Source organism: Bacteroides sp. AM23-12 (genome assembly GCF_003434395.1).
GTDB lineage: Bacteria > Bacteroidota > Bacteroidia > Bacteroidales > Bacteroidaceae > Bacteroides > Bacteroides thetaiotaomicron.
In genome coordinates this window covers 78,824-102,405 of sequence record NZ_QTLF01000009.1, presented here as the reverse complement: position 1 = coordinate 102,405, position 23,582 = coordinate 78,824, and the positions used below count along the sequence as shown (strand labels likewise).

The window sequence follows — 23,582 nt, the reverse complement described above, 5'->3', positions numbered from 1 at the left end:
AGAAGAATGGAACAACAAAAGCGCCTGTAATACTGTTGTAATAAAAAGTTTGGGGCTAACTTTGTCCCCGTAATATTGCTTTTATTATGATGGATGCTAGACGAAACGGACTTGTATTATTGGCGCTATTGTTGTTGACACAAACCACTATAAGTGCGCAGACTGATTCTATGGGTAAAGATGTGCCGGTAGATTCTGTCTCTGTGGCAACCTCAGACTCGCTTCAGACAAAGCGTAGTTTCTTTAAGAAGTTTCTTGATTATTTTAATGACGCCAATAAGGAAAAGAAAAATAAAAAGTTCGATTTCAGTGTGATTGGCGGTCCTCATTATTCCAGTGATACCAAGTTCGGTCTTGGATTGGTGGCGGCGGGGCTGTATCGTACAGACCGCAATGATTCGATCCTTCCCCCTTCGAATGTTTCTCTTTATGGAGATGTCTCTACTGTTGGATTTTATCTGTTGGGAGTAAGAGGCAATCACTTGTTCCCGCAAGAGAAATACCGGTTGAATTATAATCTTTATTTTTATTCTTTCCCCAGTCTTTATTGGGGAAGGGGATATGATAATGGAGCGAACTCTGATAATGAAAGCGACTACAAACGCTTTCAGGCACAAGTGAAAGTCGACTTCATGTTCCGTGTAGCGAAAAGTTTCTATATCGGACCGATGGCTGTATTTGATTATATAGACGGGCATGACTTTGAGAAACCGGAACTTTGGGAAGGAATGTTGGCACGGACCACTAATACGAGTCTCGGCCTTTCCCTTCTTTATGACTCCCGTGATTATCTGACCAATGCCTATCAGGGATATTACTTGCGGATAGACCAACGGTTTAGCCCGGCTTTTCTCGGTAATAAATATGCGTTTAGCAGTACGGAACTGACAACCAGCTATTATCATCCGGTATGGAAAGGCGGAGTCCTTGCAGGACAGTTTCACACTTTACTGAACTATGGCAATCCTCCGTGGGGATTGATGGCAACCCTCGGAAGTTCTTACTCAATGCGTGGTTATTATGAAGGGCGTTATCGTGATAAATGTGCGATGGATGCACAGATAGAACTCCGTCAGCATGTATGGAAACGAAACGGAGTGGCTGTATGGGCAGGAGCGGGAACTGTATTTCCGCGCTTCTCCGACTTTACGCCGAAGCATATCCTTCCTAATTATGGTTTCGGCTATCGCTGGGAATTTAAGAAGAGAGTAAATGTACGTTTGGATTTAGGGTTTGGCAAGCACCAGACTGGATTTATATTTAATATCAATGAAGCTTTTTAAGAACATAAAGAAATGGTTTGAAAATCAGGAACATTTGTTTTACTTGTTTCTGATCATCCTGATAATGCCCAACATCGTTCTGTGTTTCACAGAACCCTTGCCGTTGATGGCGAAAGTAAGCAACGTCTTGTTGCCTTTAGCCTGTTACTATCTGCTGATGACTCTGTCCCGCAACTGTGGCAAGATGCTCTGGATTTTGTTCATCTTCCTGTTTTTCGGCGCCTTTCAGATTGTGCTGCTTTATCTGTTCGGACAGTCCATCATCGCTGTAGATATGTTTCTGAATCTGGTAACCACCAATTCGAGTGAAGCGATGGAGTTGCTGGACAACTTATTACCGGCCATAGTCACCGTAGTCATACTTTACATTCCTGCTCTGATATTGGGCATGATTTCAATTATCCGCAAGCGCCGGCTTTCTGTGGCATTTATTCACAGAGAACGGAAGAGAGCCTTCATCCTGCTTGGAATCTCTCTTCTCACCTTGGGCGGAGCTTACTGGGAAGACTCCCGCTATGAACTGAAATCCGATCTTTATCCTCTCAATGTATGCTATAATGTGGGACTCGCTTTTCAACGTACGGCATTGACGCAAAATTACCGTCATACCTCGAAAGATTTTACTTTCCATGCCCAAGCCACTCATCCGGCGGACAAGCGTGAAGTGTATGTAATGGTAGTGGGAGAGACTTCCCGCGCATTGAACTGGCAACTCTACGGATATGAGCGGGAGACGAATCCGCTTCTGTCCCGTCAACCGGGAATTGTTGCGTTCTCCAAAGTCCTGACAGAGTCGAATACCACCCATAAAAGCGTACCCATGCTGATGTCGGATATTACAGCTTGTAACTTCGACTCCATCTACCATCAAAAAGGAATCATCACGGCCTTTAAGGAGGCAGGTTATCAGACAGCCTTTTTCTCCAACCAGCGCTATAATCATTCCTTTATCGATTTCTTCGGAAAGGAAGCCGATACATTCGATTTTATAAAAGAAGATTCGCTGGATTCCGCCTACAATCCTTCTGATGATGAACTGCTGGCATTAGTAGCGAAAGAATTATCCAAGGGAAATCAGAAACAGTTTATCGTACTTCATACATACGGTTCACATTTCAATTATCGTGAACGTTATCCGTCGGAAGACGCTTTCTTTCTGCCCGATTATCCGGTAGAAGCGGAAGTGAAGTACCGTGATAACCTGGTGAATGCCTATGATAACACCATCCGCTATACAGATGGCTTTCTGTCACGTCTGATTCATATGCTCGAAGAACAGCACGTGGATGCTGCAATGCTCTACACCTCCGATCATGGAGAGGATATTTTTGACGATTCCCGTCATCTGTTCCTTCATGCTTCTCCGGTTCCTTCTTACTATCAGCTTCATGTTCCGTTTCTGATATGGATGTCCGACACCTATCGGGAAGCTTATCCCGAACATTGGCAAACCGTGACCGGGAATAAGGATAAAGACGTATCTTCCAGCTGTTCATTCTTTCCTACCATGCTGGAACTGGGCGGAGTGCAAACTTCTTACCGCAACGATTCCTCATCTGTAGTCAGCCCTCTTTACACCATGAAGCCGAGAGTATATCTGAATGACCATAACGAACCACGCCCCTTGGATGATCTGGGAATGAAACAGCCTGACTTCCAGAAATGTCAAGTATTAGGTATTAGGTATTAAGTAATAAGTATTAAGTATTAATCGTAGCTTCGTAAAGCTTTGCCTGTACGGCTACGGTGTAATACTTAATACCTAATACTTATTACCTATTACTTATTCATTAATCCTTGTTAATTCTTATATCCAAAAGCATGATTGGCGTGTTATTTGCGATATAAAAGTATGAACGATTAAATTCATAAAACATGGCTTATATAGATTATTATAAGATTCTTGGAGTTGACAAAAGTGCTTCTCAGGATGATATAAAGAAGGCTTTTCGTAAGTTGGCCCGGAAGTATCATCCTGACCTGAACCCTAATGACCCAAGTGCGAAGGACAAGTTTCAGGAAATCAATGAAGCCAATGAAGTACTGAGTGACCCTGAGAAGCGTAAGAAGTATGACGAGTATGGGGAGCATTGGAAGCATGCCGATGAGTTTGAAGCTCAGAAAAAAGCGCGGCAGCAAGCCGGTGGCTTTGGAGGTGCCGGAGGTTTTGGCGGATTCGGTGGTGGCGGTCAGGGATTCTCTGATGGTGACGGAACGTATTGGTATTCGTCCGACGGTGGCGGTGGATTCTCCGGAGGTAATGCCGGTGGTTTCTCCGATTTCTTCGAATCGATGTTCGGACATCAGGGCAGGGGACAAAGTTCTGCCGGATTCCGTGGACAGGACTTTAATGCGGAGCTTCATCTTTCACTTCGTGATGCTGCTCAGACGCATAAACAGATATTGACTGTCAATGGTAAACAAGTACGTATTACCATTCCCGCAGGTGTGGCCGACGGGCAGGTGATTAAACTGAAAGGTTACGGAGCTGAAGGTGTGAACGGAGGTCCGGCCGGGGACTTGTATATCACTTTCGTCATTGCCGAAGACCCTGTATTCAAGCGTTTGGGCGATGACTTGTACGTAGACGTGGAAGTAGACCTTTATACTGCTGTATTGGGTGGTGATAAAGTCGTTGATACGCTGGACGGTAAAGTGAAACTGAAGATCAAACCGGAGACTCAGAATGGAACGAAAGTGCGTCTGAAAGGCAAGGGATTCCCGGTCTATAAGAAAGAAGGACAATTCGGTGACTTGATTGTTACCTATTCCGTCAAGATTCCGACGAATCTGACAGAAGCGCAGAAGGAGTTGTTCCGTCAATTACAGAGTATGAACTAAAATGAATGAGCACTATGCAGACCGAATTAATTATTGTCAGTGAATACTGTCAAAAGTGTCATATTGAACCTTCATTCATTGAGATGTTGGAAGAAGGTGGTTTGATTAATGTACGTACCGAAGCCGGCAAGCATTATCTGCTTGTTTCTGAACTTCCGAACGTGGAACGTTATAGTCGGATGTACTATGACTTATCCATCAATATGGAAGGCATTGACGCCATTCATCATATGCTGGAAAGAATGGACGATATGAGACGTGAAATTACTTCCCTCCGCAAGCAACTTCTGTTGTTTCGGGAAAGGGAAATAGAGGAAGCGGACTGGTAAAAAAACGAAGCCTCTGTTTGATGCAAACGAAGGCTCTATTTATAGCAAACAGAGGCTCTGTTCACGTAGATCAGAGCCTCTGTTTTATTCGGACCGTTACAGTACAAAGAAAACTATCTGATGTACGTGCAGATTTCTTCCAGATAGCGTGCATCCGTTTCATCAAAGCTGTCCGTTGTATCACTGTCTATATCCAGCACTCCGATGACGTTTCCTTCTTTTATAATAGGTACTACTATCTCTGACCTGGAATCGGAACTGCAGGCTATGTGACCGGGAAACAGCTCTACATCAGGAACAATCAGCGTCTGCGCTTCCTTCCATGCCGTGCCGCAAACTCCTCTGCCGAAACGAATGCGTGTACAGGCGATGGGACCTTGAAACGGTGCTAATACGAGTTCGTTGCCTTCCACCATATAAAAGCCGACCCAGAAAAAGTGGAAAGTCTGCTTCAGTGCGGCGGCAATATTTGCCAGATTGGCGATACGATTCGTTTCCGAGCTTACCAATGCTTGTAGCTGTGGAAGCAGTTCACGATATTTCTCTTCTTTATTACCTGTGTGAATCAGTAAATTTTCTGCCATCTCTTTTCTATTTGATTTGGTTTAGAATACTCGGATCTTTTATTTTATCATCCTCTGCGAAGAAAATGATTTTCGTCAGTATCTCCGCTGTTTTCGGGTCTTCATCCACAAAAGGCAGGAACAGTCGTCCGCGACTTTGCGAGTGTACCGGAAGAACGGCTATTTGTGCACCGCCTGCTTTATGGATAACACCACTGCCCAAATGAATGTTGTATTTGCCCAGCTTGCCTTCGATGTATGCAAAGTTCCCTTTCACCCTGACGTTGCTGAAGTGAAACAGGGGTAGGGTAAGTTCTACCAATGCACGGCGCATCTCGATGGTGGAATGGCTGGTTTCCGGATCGACACTTCCGGCGTGAGCCACACTGACGGCGAGGTCTACATCCCTCATCACTTCGGAGAAGACAACAGGTGGAATCTCCGAAATCTTCATCGGTTTATAATCCTTGCGGTTATGGAAGCAGACAAATTCCAGCGTGGGAGCTTCGATGTCGGCAGGAGAGAACCAGTCCGCCATCGCATAAATCGTGGCAATAATATTCTCTTTATAGTATATCTTCTGAAGTCCGTCCTCGTAATCGGCTACCCAGCGGCGTCCTTTCAGTACGGCAACCGTTTTCTGCGGTTGAATCTGATTGCCGGCGTAACGGCGGGATTGCGTAGCGTCTTTCTCTTCCGGTGTCGGGATGTACAATTCGCGGAATACCTGCTTGAAAGGCTGGCGGATAGCTTTGTCAAACAAGAACTTCTGATAAGCATGCCAGTTGCCACTCGCATACAGGTCTGTGGGATGGGCGATGCGTAGTTCCTCTTTCGGAGTGAGCGGAAGACAGATGCCGTCAGCCGTTATCAATAGGCCGTCGGTGTAGAAGCCTGTTCTGCCGTTGCTGGTGAAGACCAGGTTTCTCAGTAGCGGCCAGATAACCGGATTCTTCATCAGCTTGCGCAGTTCGTTTTCCTTAAAACGGGTACAGTCCTCCATTGCCTGTTCGAGCATGATGCGGGAACGGGCGTGCTGGTCTTTCAGTATTTTGTGTACCGCTTTCAGCTCTTCCACGTATGGGTGCTTTTTCAGTTTGGGAGGCAGGCTGTTCAGCTCTTTTCCGGCTCTTACTTGTTTGATCTCCGGTTTGCCTTCGTTGTTGACTTGCACATAGACTTCCACGCCTTCTATTTCTTTGGGGGTCAGGTAAGGAGTGATCTCCTTGATCAGTTCCGTTTCCATGCTCCATGTCAGACGGGTGACGTCTCCGTAACCGGAGTTGCGTGCCAGGTTTTGCAGGGCGATGGCAACGGCTTTCTTTTCACTTTCCTGTCTCTGTGCACCAAATTCCTTGCTCTCTTTCAGGAACTTTTGCAGGAACTGATAGCGTTCGAGCAATTCCTTGTCGGCCTTCCGGCCCAGCGGGATAAGGCCGTAGCTCATCAGTAAGTCTTTATTTCGCTTCGCTATGATTTCTTTCTTCGCATCTGCCGCTTTGGTCTTGCCGTTGACGGCATCGGCAAATTTACGGGCGCGGGTATGCGTGTTGCTTAATGAAATATATTTGGCTGCATTGTACACTACTTCGAAACGTTCCTTGCCGATAGTCTTGTAGGCTTCCTTGAACCAGTCGATGTCAAAAGCACCTTCCTGAAGGTCTTCTATGGCAATCGGGGTATATCGGGCGATGATCGCTTTCTTCTTGTCGTCGAAACATTCGCTGGTATGGGCATGGAAGTAGTAAGCGGCGCTTTCCAGTCCTTTCCATCCGGTCGCTTCTTCGGTGAGTTCCAGCCATTGCGGGGCGAACATGGCAGCTTCCACCAGTCGTATATGGCTGATGTCGGCCTGACTGGCGAGGCTTTTGAGTGTATCGCTGTCGTCGTCCGGAGACGGGTAGCAGGCATGGAGCAGGCTGCTCAATACTCCCCGTTTGGTGTTGCGCCAGTTGTAACTGTCACGTATGAAGGTGTCTTTGCCGAACGCTTGCAGGATACGGATCAGTGTTTCCGCTCCGTAGACGCGGTGAAGCTCTTCTGCCAGACGGGTGACCTGAGTCTCGGAATCTCCCCGCTGCAATTCTATTTCCAGAATTCGGTTCACTACTTTCTGAGTCAGTGAATGGAAGAGGGAGTGGTTGCGCTCGTCCAGTGCCGAAGTGATATCTTTGATGCGTGTGGGCGAGTTGACACGTCCCATCAGTTCCCGGTATATTTCTTCGGTAGGAATCAGTCCCAGCATCCATGCGTGGGCAAAGTCCATGCTTTGCAGGTAGACATCCGTTTCTTCCAGTTCGGGCGTATGCTCCATATAGTTGGTGAGCTTGTAGAGCTGGTACCGGACGGTGAAATAACGGGTGAAGAGAGCGTCATTGATGGGATGCTGAGGCGCGTCGAGCCAGAACCGTACAAACTTGTTGTTGTGTATCGGGTAAACGATCTCCCTTGCTCCATATTCCTGCTTGTCTCTGAGCCATGTATGCTTATTGGTGTATTGACGGAAGATATTCTTTGTATTGAGCAGAGGAAGCAACTGCAAAAGCATATTGACGGAGAACTGCTGATAAGTTGCTTCGTTTCTGTATTCATGTGCCAGTCCGTCGATAATATCTTCTATCTGCCTGTAATAGGTCAGCTTGCGGAGCGACTTTTGCAGCCCGCGGTAAGTGAAGCCTGCATACATCTTATTGATAAGCGGTTCGAATGTGTTGAGCGATTGGATAGCGGCTTCCTTGTCTTCCTGTTCTTCTTCGTCAAATTCATCGTCTTCGTCCTCTTCTATTTCGTTGGGTGCTCCGGTAGAGGCCAGCATGAACTTCATCATCAGCAATTTGTCGTAACTGCCGATTTCCTGTTGATAGAAATTCAGCCAGAGTTCCGGAAGTCCGAGTTCGCTCAGTCCGTCGTAGTGCTTGTACCAGTTCAGTAAGACACTGTTGCCCACCAGGCGTACTTCACCATATTTATCCGTGAATTCGTCTTCTTTATGCTTTTCGATGTATTTGTTCAGCTTGTCGAAGATCGCTTTGGCTTTTCCTAAACGAATAAACTCAAATGCTTTCTTCACATTGAATCCGGCATCGGGAGTAATCGGAGGCAGGCTGACTTCAAGCGCCGGATCGTATAGCCCGAAGCCATTCTCTCGGGTATAGTTACTTGTCGGGCTTTGTTCCGTACCGTCTCCGATCAGCGATTCGATCAGAATCTTTTCTTTGGCGTTCGGCTTCTGAATCTCTCTGACGGTGGACAGGAGTTTCTGATAACTGTCTTTCAGGAAATCAACGTTGCGGATGCTCTTCATCATATCCAGTCCGGCAAGGCGGCGCTCGGCATTCTTGTCGCTCAGCAATCGGCGGATACTGGCTGCCAGCTGTGCTTCCGGCTGTTTCATCAGCAGATTGATGGCATTGATACGCATCTCGCTATATTTGAAACGGAGCAGTTCTTCTATATGTTGATACTGTTCGGGGGACAGGGACATTTCGGACAATACTTTGTACGCTTCATCCCGTATGTCTGCCGAACGGTCTCCGAGTGATTGCAGCACATATTCCTGCTCCACCTTGCTTTCGGTACGGGCCAGGACGATTCCGATATAGCTGGCACGGTTGTAAGATTCGAGCGCGGGAAGATACGTGCAAAGTTCCTCTCTCAGCCGGATATCGTTGGTCATCCATGCGATGTACGCCATTTTGAGGACTACATCCGAACGGGTGAGCACCACACAATCCCACGGGAATACATAAGGCGAATAGACTTCCTTGGCGGAAATAGACTGGTAGACTTGTTTCAGATATCCGTAGTGACGGACCGCCTCTTCCGGCGTTTCAAAATAATCGCTGAGTGTGGGAGCTTCCTTGTTATCGCTGTATCGGCTTAGATAAAGCCCGTCCATATAAAGAGGAAGGATAGCCGCCACCACTTTCGGATCGTCGTGCCACACTTCGAATGCGTCTTTGCTGATCAGATGATTCATCTGAGACGATTGCGTGCAGCGCAGGAAGTACAGTAACGTCTGTATCTGATGCTTGGCTCCCTTTCGGATGATGTCCGATACGATGGCTCTGATCTCGTCCGTATCATAGAATCCGATGCTCCACAAAGCCAGATAAAGTTCGACTGTATCCTTGCTTTGCAGGGTATTGCGGGCTGTTTCGGGATGATTCAGGAAATTCCAGATCAGTTCGACATACTTGTTGGTAATCCGTTCGCTGCTGTCCTGTTCGCCGATTCCGGTGCATACGGCGATGCTTCGCTTGACGGAGGCAAAACGTTGCAGTCCGTTGTTATAGATGATGGAGAATAGGTAGAGGTAACTTTCGGGACATCCTTCGTCCATCGTTTCCACGATGGCTTGGCGCAGTCCTTCCTGTAGCTTGGCTGCCAATAGCAGTTTGCCTTCCAGCTCCAGAAGCGGGCGGTATCCGCTGATGGCGATGGCGTGGAGATACCAGCGTTGCAGGCGGTGGACGTTGTTTTCGCTGGTCAGTACCTGATTCAGGTATTCGATTACTTTTTCGTTACCTTGTGCTATTTGTGCGGCCAGCCAGTAGGAAGAGTTCATATAGCCGCTGAATTCTTCTGTATCTTCGGGTGTATTTCCTCCTTTTAAGATCGCTTCTACTGAAAATCCGGTAGCGCGTAACTTCAGAAACTGTAGCCATGCGTCTCTGGCGTGGTCCAGATGATTGGACGGATTGGCGGAACGCTGGGCGCGCCGGTCGTATCCGATGGTATGCGGACAGCGTGCTTCGAGTTGCAGATAAGTATGGAACAGTCCGGCGAATTCGTCGCCCAACATATAGCGGAACAGCGTGTTAAGTCTGCCATCCATCAGATTGGCAATGCTTTCGATGTTTTCTTCCCGGATGATCTCCTCCAGACGAGGTTCCAGTATCTCACTGAATATACCATACCGTCCTCCCATGTCCAAATCCTCCATGAACAGGTCGAACAGGGTAAGCGTTTCCGGCTCCAGGCTTGATTTTTCCTTTAGTAAACTCTCCAAATAGGGGTTTAGCAGCTTGTTCAATTTGTCGTTGTAAGTAATTCTCATGACTTTAAGCTTTTAGAGTTTATATTGCAGTTACCAAAGTCTTCCTGACAGCATTGTCAGCCGGATAAAGGTAAGTGTAGATTCTTCTTTCAGTTGGACGGAGGAGGATAATTCTCCAAGTTCCGCATCGTCCAGAAAGATGCGGAAGATTCCGTCTTCATATGATTGTAAAGCGTTGATGATAGCTTCGGTTTCCGCAGCCGGTCTGCCGTTATAGTTTGCTTCGAAGCCTACTTTGCCGGCGGCAGCCTTGTCTTCCATCTCTTCACTGGTGAGGTATTTCAGCATTTCACTTTGTTGCAGCCGTTCGTTGTACTCCTTTACTTGCCAGCAGACGACCGCTTCAATCAGTTCCTGCACACTGGCAGGAGGAGTAGGGAAATCGACCGGCATCTTTTCGATGCTGCATTTCCTTTTTCCTACTTGCTTGACTTGGATATATGCTTTCATACTTACTTTTATTTTTCGATTTGAATACTGGACGTGATTGCGTCCAGATCAGCCTGAGCCTTTTCGTCCGCAACCAGCATGACGATGGCAAAGACTCTTCTCTTATTCTCCTGAAAGTACAATAATACGGTTTGTTGCATTTCTTCTCCTTCTTCGTCGGGGTGCCCGATCCGCAAAGGATTGGTCGTCTTCGTCATAGGCAGACCGTTGATGTTGACTTTGCTCTGCTTGTAATCCTCCGAGGGCTTTCCTTGCTCATTTCGGGGGAGGGTGAGGAGCAGCTTCTTCATACGCTCGAACTCATCCTGCGTATCATAGCTGTTACTGGTCACTGTCAGCTGACTGCCGCCATTGACGAGTTTCAGCAGGGGAGGCTCCGAATCGGGAGTCGGCGCTTTCGTGCCGGTTATCTTGTACCAGTTGGTAGGATACTGGCAACTGAACTTTGATACAGCATCATAGCATGAAAGCCACGTATCCTCATCCGACATGGGAGTATACGGGAACTGTTCGGAAGTGGAAGATTTCCGGGGACTGCCGGTCACCGGGCGGCTGGCGCTTTTTTTCTGTTCTTCTTCCTGTTCCTTATAATAGGCTTCTACAAGTCCGCTTTTCCATTCGTTACGTATTTCCTGATACGTCGAGGGGATATTGCGGCAGAGTGCAAGGAAGCTGAACAGGAAGACACTGAAGATGATCAGTTCTCCGATGATGGAAACCGTTCTTCCGGCTTCGGGCTTCTTCATCCGTTCGCCGAATACATAGATGAATCCCAAAAGGAATCCGCTGAGTAAACCGCCGATGTGTGCGGCATTGTCTACTCCGGCCCGTATGCCGTAGATGAGATTGTAGCCTACGAAGATAAGAATACTGGTCAGCAAAGCCTTCCGCTGCGACCTCTCGATGCGGTGGAACAGCAGGAAAGCCAGAAAGATACCGTAGAGTCCGAAGATCGATCCGGAAGCTCCGGTACTGATCGTTTCCGCATGCATATAGAGGCTGAAGACAGCCGAACAGAGTCCTGTCAGCAGATAAGAGACGAACATACGACGCGTACCTATCAGATGTTCCAGCCAGATACCTATATATATAAAGGCGTACATATTCATCAGCAGATGGAAAGCGCCGATATGCACAAAGTTGCAGGTCACGGCACGCCACCAGTCACCGGTCAGGGTGAGCGGACCGAAGTCGGCGCCCCAGTTCAGCAAGGCCAGTGTGGAAGGTTCCAGAATTCCCGCTCCGGTAGCTGCCATCAGTATGAAGACAAGGATATTGATGTCTATCAGAACCGGTGTCGCGATGAATCCTTTCCGGGGGATAAAGAAATGGATGAAAGACGACTCTTTTTCGCTTTCTGCCTGAAGCCTCCGTTCTTCTTCCGTCAGCGGGCGGGTGAGTTCTTCTTCCAGTTCGTTGGCTTTTTGTGCCAGTTCCTCCGGTGTCAGAGCAGATTTAATCTCTTCCATCGTTTCCTGTAGTTTTTGGATATTCTTGCGATTTTTGCCATAATCTACCAGTTGTACGGAGGCGTATTGACTGCGGACGGATATTTCACCGCTGTTTCCTTCTTCGATGGTGAAAGTCACTTCTTCTCCTTGGGAACGCATACCCATTGGAACATAAAATATGACTTCACGAAGAGCGATTCCTTCGATATTCCATTCAAGTTTCTGAGACGCTTCGAGTGCCAGTATCAGAATTTGTGTATTTGATAAATCTGCAAAATGTAGCTTATCCTCGTGTAAAGGTCTGAGTCTAAACGCCATATTTCTCTCTTTTATTAAGTCGTAGATTGATATTACTCTCTTTTTGTACAAAAGTACAGAATAATAATGAAATAGAGGGTAAATGGGAGGGGGATATTTATGCGGACAACGAGAATACTAATACTTTGAGATTTAGTAAGTTCCTTTTGGAAAGAAGAGGACAAAAAAAGCATCCGCTTCGTTGGAAGGGATGCTTTTATCGTTAGTCACCCTTTTAGGGTTACTTTTTGTAGAAAGCAAGGTCTTCTTTATCCATATTTTTGATAAAGTTGGTATGCTTCGTAACTTCCGCTTCAGCAAAGTTCAGATATACATGTGCAGATTTGGAGAACAGGTCGGCAGCCTTGCTTGCGTCCTGAATCAGCAGGTGGCACATGATGATATCGGCAGCCATTTCCATCAGTCTGCGGGCTGTGAAGTCGAGCAGTTCCTGATCCTGAGCTTCTTTAACGGCGTTGGTGCTGGCTTCGAACTGGTCGGCCATCTTTTTCAGACGGGACATCAGCGGTTCCATTTCCGGTGAACAGGGTACTGTTTCAAATTCGCGGATCGTAGCAAGGTAAGAACCGTTGGTTACGTAGCGGATAGCGGCTACAGTCTGCAACTGGGTAGTACCTTCGTAGATGCTGGTGATACGTGCGTCGCGGTAGATGCGCTGGCAGGCATATTCCATCATGAAGCCCGAGCCTCCGTGAATCTGTATACAGTCGTAAGCGTTTTGGTTGGCATATTCGGAGTTCATACCTTTGGCAAGCGGAGTGAAGCTGTCGGCCAGTTTGGCGTATTTCTTTTGTTCCTGGCGTTCTTCCGGAGTCAGCTTGCGTTCGCGTGAGATGTCGTCCAGTGCTTTGTAGATGTCTACGTAGCGGGCTGTCTGATAAAGCAACGCACGGCCGGCATCCAGCTTACCTTTCATAATGGCGAGCATGTCATACACGGCAGGGAAGTCGATGATTGCTTTTCCGAACTGCTTGCGGTCTTTGGCATAGGCCAGTCCTTCATTGTAAGCAGCCTGGCTCAATCCTACAGATTGTGCGGCGATACCCAGACGGGCACCGTTCATCAATGCCATTACATATTTGATCAGACCGAGTTTGCGGTCACCGCAAAGTTCGGCTTTGGCATTCTTGTAAACCAATTCGCAGGTAGGAGAACCGTGGATACCCAGCTTGTGTTCGATACGGCGTACATCCACACCACCCTGACGCTTGTCATAGATGAACATGGACAGACCGCGACCGTCTCTCGTTCCTTCTTCCGAACGGGCAAGTACCAGATGGATATCTGCATCGCCGTTGGTGATGAAACGTTTCACACCGTTCAGCAGCCAACAACCGTCTTTTTCGCTGTAAGTAGCTTTCAGCATCACTGCCTGAAGGTCGGAACCTGCATCCGGTTCGGTCAGGTCCATAGACATGGTTTCACCCTGACATACACGGGGGATGAAGCGGCTGTGCTGGTCGGCATTACCAAATTCATACAGTGTTTCGATACAGTCCTGCAAAGACCAGATATTTCCGAAACCTGCATCGGCGGCAGCAACGATCTCGGCACACATGGTGTACGGAGTGATCGGGAAGTTCAGTCCGCCGAAACGGCGTGGCATTGTCATTCCGTTCAGACCGGCTTTGACCATCGCATCCAGATTTTCTTTAGTGCCGGAAGCGTATTCCACCCGTCCGTTGGCGCAGTGTGGACCTTCTTCGTCAACACCTTCAGCGTTTGCATTGATAATTTCGCCTGTTATTTCTCCGGTGATCTCCAATACTTTATCGTAAGAGTCCAGTGCGTCCTCAAAATCCAGAGGAGCGTAGTCGAATTCATCTTTATCTCTGTAGTTGCGTTCTTTAAGTTCGCAAATACGTTTCATCATCGGATTGTTCAAGTGATACTTGAGTTCCGGTATTTCTGTGTAAAAATTAGCCATCTTTCTTTACTTGCTATTCTGTTTATAATACTTAATCATCTTCGGCACAACTTCTTCGATGGTTCCGTTGATTACATAGTCTGCAATCGTGTTGATCGGAGCATCCGGATCGTTGTTGATAGAGATGATAATACCACTTTCCTGCATACCGGCGATATGCTGGATTTGTCCTGAGATACCACAAGCAATGTAGAGTTTCGGACGAACCGTTACACCTGTCTGACCAATTTGGCGGTCGTGTTCTGCAAAACCTGCGTCAACAGCGGCACGGCTTGCACCTACTTCGGCGTGAAGTTCCTTTGCCAGGCTGAACAGCAGGTCGAAGTTTTCTTTCGAACCTACTCCGTAACCACCGGCAATGATGATCGGAGAGCCTTTCAGGTTGTTCTTCGCTTTTTCTACGTGGCGTTCGATTACTTTGACCACATAGTCTGTGTCGGCTACGTACTTCTTCACGTCGTGGCGGATCACTTCTCCCTGATAAGCCGGAGAAACGATTTCTTTCTTCATTACACCTTCGCGAACGGTTGCCATCTGTGGGCGGTGTTCGGGGTTGACGATGGTTGCAACGATGTTACCGCCGAATGCCGGACGGATCTGGTACAACAGGTTCTTATAAACTTTTCCTTCTTTCTTATCTTCGTGGTCACCGATTTCAAGGGATGTACAGTCGGCAGTCAAACCGCTGGTCAAAGCCGAAGAAACACGCGGGCCGAGGTCACGGCCGATAACGGTAGCGCCCATCAGACAGATTTGCGGCTGTTCTTCTTTGAAGAGGTTTACGAGGATGGAAGTGTGAGGAAGTGAAGTATAAGGATAAAGTCCTTCAGCGTCGAAAACGTGGAGTTTGTCTACTCCATAAGGAAGGATTTGCTTTTCAATTTCTTTGAGGCCGGTGCCGGCAACTACTGCTTCGAGTTGGCAGTTGAGTTCGTTAGCCAACGAACGACCTTTTGTCAGAAGTTCCAGGCTGACGTCTGCGACGATGCCTTCTTCTATTTCGCAATATACAAATAAGTTATTCATGATTATCCGATGGTATGGTTAGCTAACAGTTCAACAATCAGTTCTTCCACATCACGGTCGCTGCCGCTGATGGTTTTGCTCTCTTTGGCCTGGAACACGATGTTCTGGATGGCTTTTACTTTCGTAGGCGAACCGGACAGACCGCATTGGGCGAGGTCGCCGTTAACGTCGGCTACGCTCCATTCGGGCAGGTTGAGGTAATCGCGCTTGTCATACAGGTCGGTATAGTCGAGGTTACCTTGTTGTTTTTCCGTAACGGTTTTGGCGTGTTTGTACTTCTGTACCAGCTTGGCGTTACGCGGGCGGCAGGGAGCAGCCGAGCCGTTGACTGTGATAACGATGGGCAACGGACCTTCTACTGTTTCAACGCCGCCGTCGATGTGACGTTTCACTTTGATTTTGCCGTCACCTACTTCCAGAATCTCTTCAGCGTATGTGATTTGCGTCAAACCAAGTTTTTCTGCCACCTGCGGACCTACCTGTGCCGTATCACCGTCGATAGCCTGACGACCGCCGATTATAATGTCGCACTCACCAATTTTGCGGATAGCAGTTGCCAAAGCGTAGCTTGTAGCCAGCGTATCTGCACCGGCAAAAGCGCGGTCAGTCAGCAAATAACCATTATCGGCACCACGGAAAAGTCCTTCACGAATAATATCAGCAGCGCGTCCCGGTCCCATTGTCAGAATGGTTACGGTAGAGCCTGGGTGAGCATCTTTCAGACGAAGAGCTTGCTCAAGGGCATTCAGGTCTTCGGGGTTGAAGATGGCAGGGAGTGCCGCACGGTTAATAGTTCCGTCGGCTTTCATGGCATCTTTCCCAACGTTACGTGTGTCGGGAACTTGTTTTGCCAATACAACAATTTTCAAACTCATGCTATTAATTTTAGTATTAGTATTTCTACACATTAGCAGCCAGTAGTCAAGTAGTAATAATCTTGCTATCCAAACTATCCGGTTAACTATCAGCGTGCAAATTTACTCAAACACTTGGTTCTGACAAGAAAACCGAGTAAAAAATGCACATTATTAAGTTTTTTGAGCAAATAAGGGCAAGTTTATGAGGTTAGCCATAGTCCTATGGCGGTTTGGGGGAGAAGGGGGATGGGAATGGGAAAAAGAGACACTACCATAGGAATTGTTTTTTATAAAAACATCTGTCACCGTCACCGTTCGAAGGGTAACTGTCTGACTATAAATGATTCATCTGGTGACAGCAAGTGGTGACAGCAGCGTGACAGAAGATGTTGCCGTCACAACGTGATAGGAGGGACAACGGATAAAAAGCAGGTAAAGTAACAAGGGATGGCGGCTCTTGTTTTTATTCTATATACAGGCGATTTCAGGAATGCCTTAGTCTAGTTGGTTTCCATGCGATGAAACTATAGTTCCAAAGCCTTGAAACCAATGGTTCCAAAGCCTTGAAACTAATGGTTCCAAGCCGCAGAAACTTTAGTTCCAAGCCGCAGAAACTAAAGTTTCAAGCTGTAGAAACTCTGGTTTCAAGGTAATGAAACTGTAGTTTCAAGCGGTGGAAACTACTGAAAGCTATATATGCTTGGGTTATAAGGTAAGGCCGACTAAAAAGTAGACTTGTTCTTCATAAGGATTGGCGATCACTTTTCCGAAGATCGGCAAAGAGAAAGTAGAGGTAATCTTTAGTTCTTTGGTGGCCGAAAGTCCGATGTTGACAACGTTGAATTTATCGGAATACATGCCGTCCCAAGGGGTAAAGCCTGCTTCAAGGGCAAGGTCCACCTTCTTTATACTGAACGGATAACTGAGTTCGCAGTAACTGGACCACGCACGTTTCCCGTTTTCGCGGTAATCATTCCCCGCAAATGTGGTGTACCAGCTGACTGAAAGCGGGAACTTTTCACTAATCATATATCCGGCACCGACTTCAAAAGTATGTCCGGTGGAGTGTGAACTGTAATTGAAGTACTTGAAAGGTTCTTCTTCCGTTTGCGTGAAGTAGTTGTTGGCGTATAAGGTCAGATTCCTGTATTCGTATTCCAATGACAAATCTATTTCATTATTCTTATGGCGAAATTCGGTCGAACCCCAGACGTAGGCAGTCAGTCCTTTCCAGTTGACGCCCAATGACGGTTGTACGCTGGCGTTACCGCTGTCCATACCTCTCCAAATGTAGCTGCTGACAAAATCCGCTGTTACAAAAACATCCTGTGCCTGTGCTAAAACGGAACAAAATAAGAGTGCAATCAGTAAAATTCGTTTTTTCATTTTGATGACTTTGTTGTATTCGGGCGGCAAAGATACGAATTGTTGACGAATCTGAAAGGCCCCGGAAACAGAAAAAGCATTCGGACAGGTGGTTAAACGGGAAGAGTAACCACCATTTTGCAGCCGGAAGTATAGCCGGTATCTATTCTGATTTGCCCTCCGAGCCGTTGTATGATGATGCGGCAGATGTACAGGCCAAGTCCGGTGCCCGGTTTGAAGTCATCTACTTTGGTGAAACGTTCGAACACCCATTCCTGCTTGTCGGCAGGGATGCCGATGCCCGTATCGGTGACGGAGATCACCAGTTGTCCTTTTTCTTTGTCGATGTTGCAGGTCAGTGTGATTGTTCCGCTTTCTGTGAACTTGGCGGAGTTACTTAGTAAATTGCCAATCACACGGGAGAGATAAAAGGCGTTTGTCTGTGCCGTCATTCCATCTTTATCGCCTGTGATGATACATTCGATGTTCGGCTTGGACAGAGTTTCCTTAAGTTTGGCCATTTCTTCAACACATAGTCCGTATACGTCGGTAGACTCCACAGGAAGAGGTAGTTCGGAGCTGACAAGCTGAGACAGCTCCAGCATATTGTCCATCAAAGAAGCTAACGCGGTAGAATTGCTTTGTATCAACTGCCGGAATTCTTGTCTGGTGGCCGTGTCTAAAGATTCATCGAAGATCAGTTCGGAGAATCCGGCGATTGAATTGAGCGGAGTACGTATTTCATGACAGATAGAGTTGAGGAAAGCCGTTTTCATCTTCTCGCTTTCGGTGGCTTTCATGCTTTGTTTTCTGACTTCTTCGTGCGCGGTCATTAGTGCGCAGTGCATTTTCTTCAGCCGTTTTACCATCGTTCGCTGATAGATGCTCCATCCGATTGCTGCCAGTAATAAGATAAAAGTACCGGTCAGTGCGATTTGTTTGTTTTTGTTGGCGAGTTTGCTCTTTTCCAGTTCCAGTTTGTTGACGTCGAAGCGGGTTTGCATTTCGATCATTTGTTGCTCTCTTTTTTGTGATTTATCCGACATCCGGTTCTTATTGCTTTCTTTTAAAGTCAGATATGCGTTTTTATAATCATTCAGTTTATAGTACAGACCGGCTTTCGCATTGAGTATGGGAACGAGGTTGACTGGTTGGAAATGGTCTGTTTGAGTGGCGGAATCAATGTAAGCTATCGCCTTTTTGTATTCGCCTATTGTCTGATAATATCTTGCTGTCGTCTCGTAAGTGCTTTTTACAACCTTCTTTTTATTTGCTATCTGGATATATTTCTGATAATAGTCCTTTATCTCTTCTTTCGAAATAAGATCTGCCATGAAAATAATCTGCGAATATTTAGCCATGTAGTAATGTGATTCGTCCAGAAATCTCCGGTCGAAAGTCGTATTCAGATGATTCCATTGCTTGTGTAGCTCGATCATTTTGTTCACTTCGTCTACTGCCTTTTTGTTTTCAACAGTTGTATATAAGTCTGCCAGTTCGTAGTGGCACAATATTTCGAAGTGCACCCTGTCTTGCAAAGGATAAGGGGCTAGTATCTCCAGTGCGCGCTCTACGTAAGGAATGGCTTTGGAAACTTCATTGTATGAATGTGTCAGTACCGCTGAATAATCGAGTGATACTCCGGTCAGATATTCCCATTGAATTTGTTCTTCAGGTGTCATTTGTCCGTGATTTTCCTTTTTCAGCTTGTCCAGTTCCTGTTCGATTGTTTCCAGCGAATTGTTCTTTCGCATTTCCGCCCAGATGTTGTAACAATACAAGTAATACCGGAAAAGGGTGTTGTGTTCTTCCGGCAGATATTGTCGGGCGAAGGTTATATACTTTTCTACCTTCTCTTTGTTTTTGGAAGCATATCGTTGTATCAGATTATCGAGTGCGAGCTTCATCATATATTCGTCTTTGGCTTTTGCGGCCTCGGTGAGGGCTTTGTCCCAATATTGGGAGGAAATGTTGAGGCTGTCTACGTGGATATCCGCCAGATGAATATAGATAATGGCCCGTTGCCCGGCATCCGTGTCGTTTTGCAAGAGATTCTGCAGACTGTCGACGGAAGCCGTAACGGCGGAAGCACGTGCGATAGAGGGCGCTAGCAGGATAGCTCCGATGAGAAATAAGAATTGTATTTTTCGTGTGATCAGATTCTTGGTCATATGATTAGATATTATTTGTTTTGGAATAAGGATATGTGAAAGTCAGTACGGGACCTTCCGGAGTATTCGGTTCAATCGTATATGTACCTTTGAAATATTCGATTGTCAGACGGTTGATGCTATGGCGTACTTCTGCTTTTTGTGTTTGCAGGGTCGGATCGGCTAACGGACTGTTGACTACCCGAAAGACAAATAGTTCCCGTTGCGTGTCACGTTCCAGATAGAGAGACACTTTCCTTTTCTCTTCACACGGGTCTGTGTAGATCAGTGTACTGAGAATCAATTGTGTGAATCGGGCGGTGTCTACCTGAAACGGCTGGCTTTCTATTTCCGTATGAAAGTCTGCCTGTATCTTATCTCCGCATCTCATGCGTACCATACCGAGAACGTCCGAGCACAAGGAGATGATTTCGTGCTCCTGTATCTGCCATTTCGTTCTTCCGGCCTCCAGTCTGGAGAGGTCGAGCACGTCGTTCACCAGTTGTATCAGTTCGGCGGAGTTGGTCTGGATAATCTCCGAATATTCTTTCCATTGGTCGGCATCCATGCTTTCCGGATCAGTAGTCATGAGTTGAGAAAACCCTAAGACGTTATTCAACGGGATGCGTATGTTATAGCTCATGTTAACAAGGAAGCGGCTTTTTACTTCGTTCGCTTCTTCCGCAATCTGGCTCATCTTGCGGATTTCCTCTTCTTCTTTCCTCAATTTCTTGCGTACATAATAGATACGTATGGTAGACGGAATCAGGATAAGCAGTGCGATGGCTATCAGAGTCAGTCCGGCATAATGAACCATTGCTTTGTACTGTTCTTTTTCAAGAAGCAGGTTGTCCATGTTGCGCATCTGATAGATTTCATTCGTCTGCGAGATGGATAGTGCCCGATAGAATGAGTCTTTTTTCGCCAGCAAACTTTGGAATAACGGGATTGCTTCATCCGCTTGTCCCGCCTCTGTAAGAATGCTTGCATGTTCTATTTTGTAGTTCAGCCCTTCATTGTCCGATACTTCGGACAGGAGTTCGATAGCATTTTGAGAGTATGACAGGGCCTTTTCGTATTCTTTGGTAATCCGGTAATAATGGGAATACACATTATAATATAATCCCCGGCAAGGAATGTAAGTGGTAGGAGAGAAGTATTCATCCATCTTTTTCAGATGGGGGCGGGCTTCGTCCAGTGTACCTTCATTCAGATAATAGTCGGCATAGAGAGACTCCAATAACAGGTAGCTGTATGCTTTGGGTGTCTGCTTTGCTTCTGATAGTGTGTCCAGCACTTTCTTGTATTCCTGCAGGTACTTCAGGAAGTTTTTGTTTCTAGTGGCGGAACAAGATAAGGCTATTTCTTGGAGCACGCTTTTGCGCGATTCCAGGGAGGCGGCGGGTGGCAGAAGGCGGTAGGCTTCGAATCCGGCCTCTTCGCCTTCTTTAAAGCGGGCGGTCATCATATAAGCAGTCATCAGGCATAGTTTGGCCGATGACATTCCTTGGGGATTGTTTAACTTTTGTGCCAGTTTAAACATCTCTTCGGCTTGGGTGATGCTATATTCTATTTTATGCTTTATGATATGTATGGTTATTTCTGCTCTTTTTCCTTCGAAGTATAAGCTGTAGGAGTTGTTTTTTAAAGCAACCGGAGAGAGCTTGTCCATCCAGATGACTGTGTTTTCTTCGTCTTGGTGGTTGAAGTAATAAACGACATGGGCATACAGAGCAAGACACTGATAATACTTGTTGTCCTGTGTGGTAGCTTCCTCCAATAATTTTCCCAGATAGTAGACGCAGGAAGGTGACATCGGGTCCAGATAAGCGAGTGAATAAAGCATCTCCAGCCGGGAAGAATCGGCCGGCAAAGTGTCCAGTATCTGAAGCAGACTGTCTTTGGCAGCTTCGTTATTGCTGGAGAGAGCCTTGCCGGTTCCTCCTGCCAGTACGATCAGTATGAAGAATATCCATAACCGTTTCATGACTGTGCCTCCTTTCCTTCTTTTGTGGGGTTGATGGGATGGGTGAAATAAAATCTGCATCCGGTGGTGTAGGCAGGGTCTATCCATATGCTGCCGCCGATCCGTTCAATGATCAGTTGGCAGATAGAGAGGCCGAGTCCGGTTCCCTGTGCTCCTTCGTTCAGTTTTTCAAAGCGGTTGAAAATGGAACTTTGCTTTTCCAGTGGGATTCCGCAACCGGTGTCGGTGACGGAGAAGAGCGCAAATTCTTCCGATTCCTGACGGACTTCCAGCGTGATACTTCCCTGCGGGGTGAACTTCGTGGCGTTGATCAATAGGTTGATCAGTAACTGTTGCAGGCGTGAATCGTCAGTGTATAACTTTAGGGAAGCCAGCGATGTGTTGAAACGGAGCTCGGCTTGTGTCTGCTTTACTTTGTTGACGGTATCGATTACGTTATTGCAGATGGCGATAGCGTCACAATAGGTGAAGTTGAACTTCATGTTTCCGATCTCCAGATTGGAAAGGTCGATTACGTCATTTATTAGTTTTAGCAACAAGTCGGAGTTTTGCTGGATGATGTCGCCGCATTGGCGGCGTGTTTCGGCGTCGAGTGCCTGCTCGGTCAGCAGACTGGAGAAGCCGGAGAGGGCACTCAGCGGAGTCCGTATCTCATGGCTCATGTTGGAGAGGAAAAGACTTTTGGTCTGCATGGCATTCTCGGCGTTGAGTCGTGATTGCTCCATGCGGATTTTGGATTCCGCTATCTTCTTGTTTTGTTTTAATATGTGTATCACGAGGTAAATCATGATGCCCAGCACTATGACTCCTATTAAAATGCCGCCCATGAAAATACGGTTGAACTCGGCTTTATTCTCTACTTTCATCCGGTTTTCCTCATAAGATGCCCGAAGGCTGTTGATGCGGTGTGCATAGCTGGGAGCGACTACCGAATCGGTGACGATACTGATTTCTTCATACAGATGCGCCGCTTCTACTTTACTGCCCATTTCTATCAGTAAGTTCGCTTTGGCATAAGCTACTTGCAGGTAGATGATGGAGCGCGTCTTTTGCCGGATGCCGGTCAGAATCTCATTGTAATACTGTAATGCAAGATTGTAGTTCCCTGTTGCTTCGTTATATCGTCCTTGCATATAATTGTAGGTGGTGCGATAATAAGGTTGCCTGTCCGAAAGGTAGATTTGCTCTGCTTGCAGCAGGCAGTTGTTCGCATTGCGCAGATCGTTCTTCTGGATATAGTAAGAAACATCTGTAGCAAGTGTCAGAAATTGCAGCGTCTGATGGGTCTGTATGGATTTTGATTCGGAAAGTATCTTTCTGTATTTCTCTGCTTCCTCTGTCCTTTGAGTCAGAATAAGCACCTGTATAAGTTTCAGGATAGTCATTTCTTTATAATGGTTGTTCTCCGAAGGCGAGGCGGGATAACGGATGGCTTCCTTATAAGAATCAGTGGCTTCTTCGGGCATATTGGAGCAGAAATAGGCATCTCCGATAGCTGCGCTCGAAAGGGCTATTCCTAAATCATATCTCATCGTTTCTGCTTTTTCGTACATTTGTCGCGCTTCGTCGATTGCTTTCCCGATGTCTCCGCGCAGGGAGTAGATGTAAACCACCAGTTGCCGGATGCTGAAAGACAGTTCCATCTTGTTTTCCTTTTCCAGTATAGGGCTCAGTTGCTGTCCCCAGGCGATAACGCTGTCTATCGGCGCGATGGAATCGTACGCAATGTTGTTTTCTATCAGGCGTTTCAAATTGGACAGTCGTTCGGTATTCAGGTTTACTGAATGTGAGGGGAGAATCCAGATAAACAGACCTATAGTAAATAATATATAGATATTCCTCTTCATTAAAAGTGGTGTTTTGTTGTATGTGTTATACTAGTTGCCAAAAATAAGCAAAAATCACAAAGAAGCGGTAGGTTGGCGGTGAATATTTTTCTCTTTGTGTTAATATACGTTGCTGCTTGTTCGTTTCAT

Annotated in this window: 15 protein-coding genes; 4 read left to right on the top strand and 11 right to left on the bottom strand. The window is 46.7% G+C overall.

From position 1 onward, the window contains the following. The first annotated feature begins 86 nt into the window (after positions 1-86). The 4 genes from DW640_RS10760 to DW640_RS10745 all read left to right on the top strand — a co-directional run bounded on the left by DW640_RS10760 (position 87) and on the right by DW640_RS10745 (position 4,453). Complete coding sequence (locus DW640_RS10760) at positions 87-1,283, top strand: BamA/TamA family outer membrane protein (protein ID WP_081029931.1); 1,197 nt, start codon at positions 87-89, stop codon at positions 1,281-1,283. Further along, complete coding sequence (locus tag DW640_RS10755) at positions 1,270-2,973, top strand: lipid A phosphoethanolamine transferase (RefSeq protein ID WP_117578087.1); 1,704 nt, start codon at positions 1,270-1,272, stop codon at positions 2,971-2,973. The genes DW640_RS10760 and DW640_RS10755 overlap by 14 nt, the downstream gene beginning before the upstream one ends. A gap of 185 nt (positions 2,974-3,158) precedes the next feature. Continuing rightward, the gene (locus tag DW640_RS10750) at positions 3,159-4,124 is read left to right on the top strand and encodes a DnaJ C-terminal domain-containing protein (RefSeq protein WP_055300324.1); all 966 of its coding nucleotides are present in this window, start codon (positions 3,159-3,161) and stop codon (positions 4,122-4,124) included. Between the two features lie 14 nt (positions 4,125-4,138). Next, complete coding sequence (locus tag DW640_RS10745; protein WP_008767738.1) at positions 4,139-4,453, top strand: chaperone modulator CbpM; 315 nt, start codon at positions 4,139-4,141, stop codon at positions 4,451-4,453. Positions 4,454-4,566: 113 nt separating this feature from the next. Here the strand turns inward: DW640_RS10745 and DW640_RS10740 are convergent, their stop codons facing one another. The 11 genes from DW640_RS10740 to DW640_RS10690 all read right to left on the bottom strand — a co-directional run bounded on the left by DW640_RS10740 (position 4,567) and on the right by DW640_RS10690 (position 23,453). Then, entirely contained in the window at positions 4,567-5,037 is a 471-nt protein-coding gene (locus DW640_RS10740) for a GAF domain-containing protein (RefSeq protein WP_008767739.1), read from the bottom strand. Between the two features lie 7 nt (positions 5,038-5,044). Beyond that, positions 5,045-10,075, bottom strand: coding sequence for a DUF4132 domain-containing protein (locus DW640_RS10735; RefSeq protein WP_117578085.1), 5,031 nt, complete (start codon positions 10,073-10,075; stop codon positions 5,045-5,047). Between the two features lie 30 nt (positions 10,076-10,105). Then, positions 10,106-10,525 carry a hypothetical protein gene (locus tag DW640_RS10730; protein ID WP_008763247.1) on the bottom strand — a complete coding sequence of 140 codons (420 nt, stop codon included), beginning with the start codon at positions 10,523-10,525 and terminating at the stop codon, positions 10,106-10,108. An 8-nt stretch (positions 10,526-10,533) separates the two neighbouring features. Beyond that, on the bottom strand, positions 10,534-12,294 hold the full coding sequence (locus DW640_RS10725) for a rhomboid family intramembrane serine protease (protein WP_117578083.1): 1,761 nt from the start codon (positions 12,292-12,294) through the stop codon (positions 10,534-10,536). A gap of 220 nt (positions 12,295-12,514) precedes the next feature. After that, positions 12,515-14,221, bottom strand: a complete 1,707-nt coding sequence (locus tag DW640_RS10720; protein WP_062694675.1) for an acyl-CoA dehydrogenase family protein — start codon at positions 14,219-14,221, stop codon at positions 12,515-12,517. 6 nt (positions 14,222-14,227) lie between these two features. Beyond that, complete coding sequence (locus DW640_RS10715; protein WP_008763251.1) at positions 14,228-15,247, bottom strand: electron transfer flavoprotein subunit alpha/FixB family protein; 1,020 nt, start codon at positions 15,245-15,247, stop codon at positions 14,228-14,230. Between the two features lie 2 nt (positions 15,248-15,249). Then, positions 15,250-16,122, bottom strand: coding sequence for an electron transfer flavoprotein subunit beta/FixA family protein (locus tag DW640_RS10710; protein WP_008763252.1), 873 nt, complete (start codon positions 16,120-16,122; stop codon positions 15,250-15,252). Positions 16,123-16,809: 687 nt separating this feature from the next. Continuing rightward, entirely contained in the window at positions 16,810-17,490 is a 681-nt protein-coding gene (locus tag DW640_RS10705; RefSeq protein ID WP_117578113.1) for a hypothetical protein, read from the bottom strand. A 92-nt stretch (positions 17,491-17,582) separates the two neighbouring features. After that, entirely contained in the window at positions 17,583-19,640 is a 2,058-nt protein-coding gene (locus tag DW640_RS10700) for a HAMP domain-containing sensor histidine kinase (RefSeq protein ID WP_011107992.1), read from the bottom strand. A gap of 4 nt (positions 19,641-19,644) precedes the next feature. Then, entirely contained in the window at positions 19,645-21,606 is a 1,962-nt protein-coding gene (locus DW640_RS10695) for a HAMP domain-containing sensor histidine kinase (protein ID WP_008767748.1), read from the bottom strand. After that, positions 21,603-23,453 carry an ATP-binding protein gene (locus DW640_RS10690; RefSeq protein ID WP_117578081.1) on the bottom strand — a complete coding sequence of 617 codons (1,851 nt, stop codon included), beginning with the start codon at positions 23,451-23,453 and terminating at the stop codon, positions 21,603-21,605. Before DW640_RS10690 ends, DW640_RS10695 begins: the two co-directional genes overlap by 4 nt. Positions 23,454-23,582 lie beyond the last annotated feature (129 nt).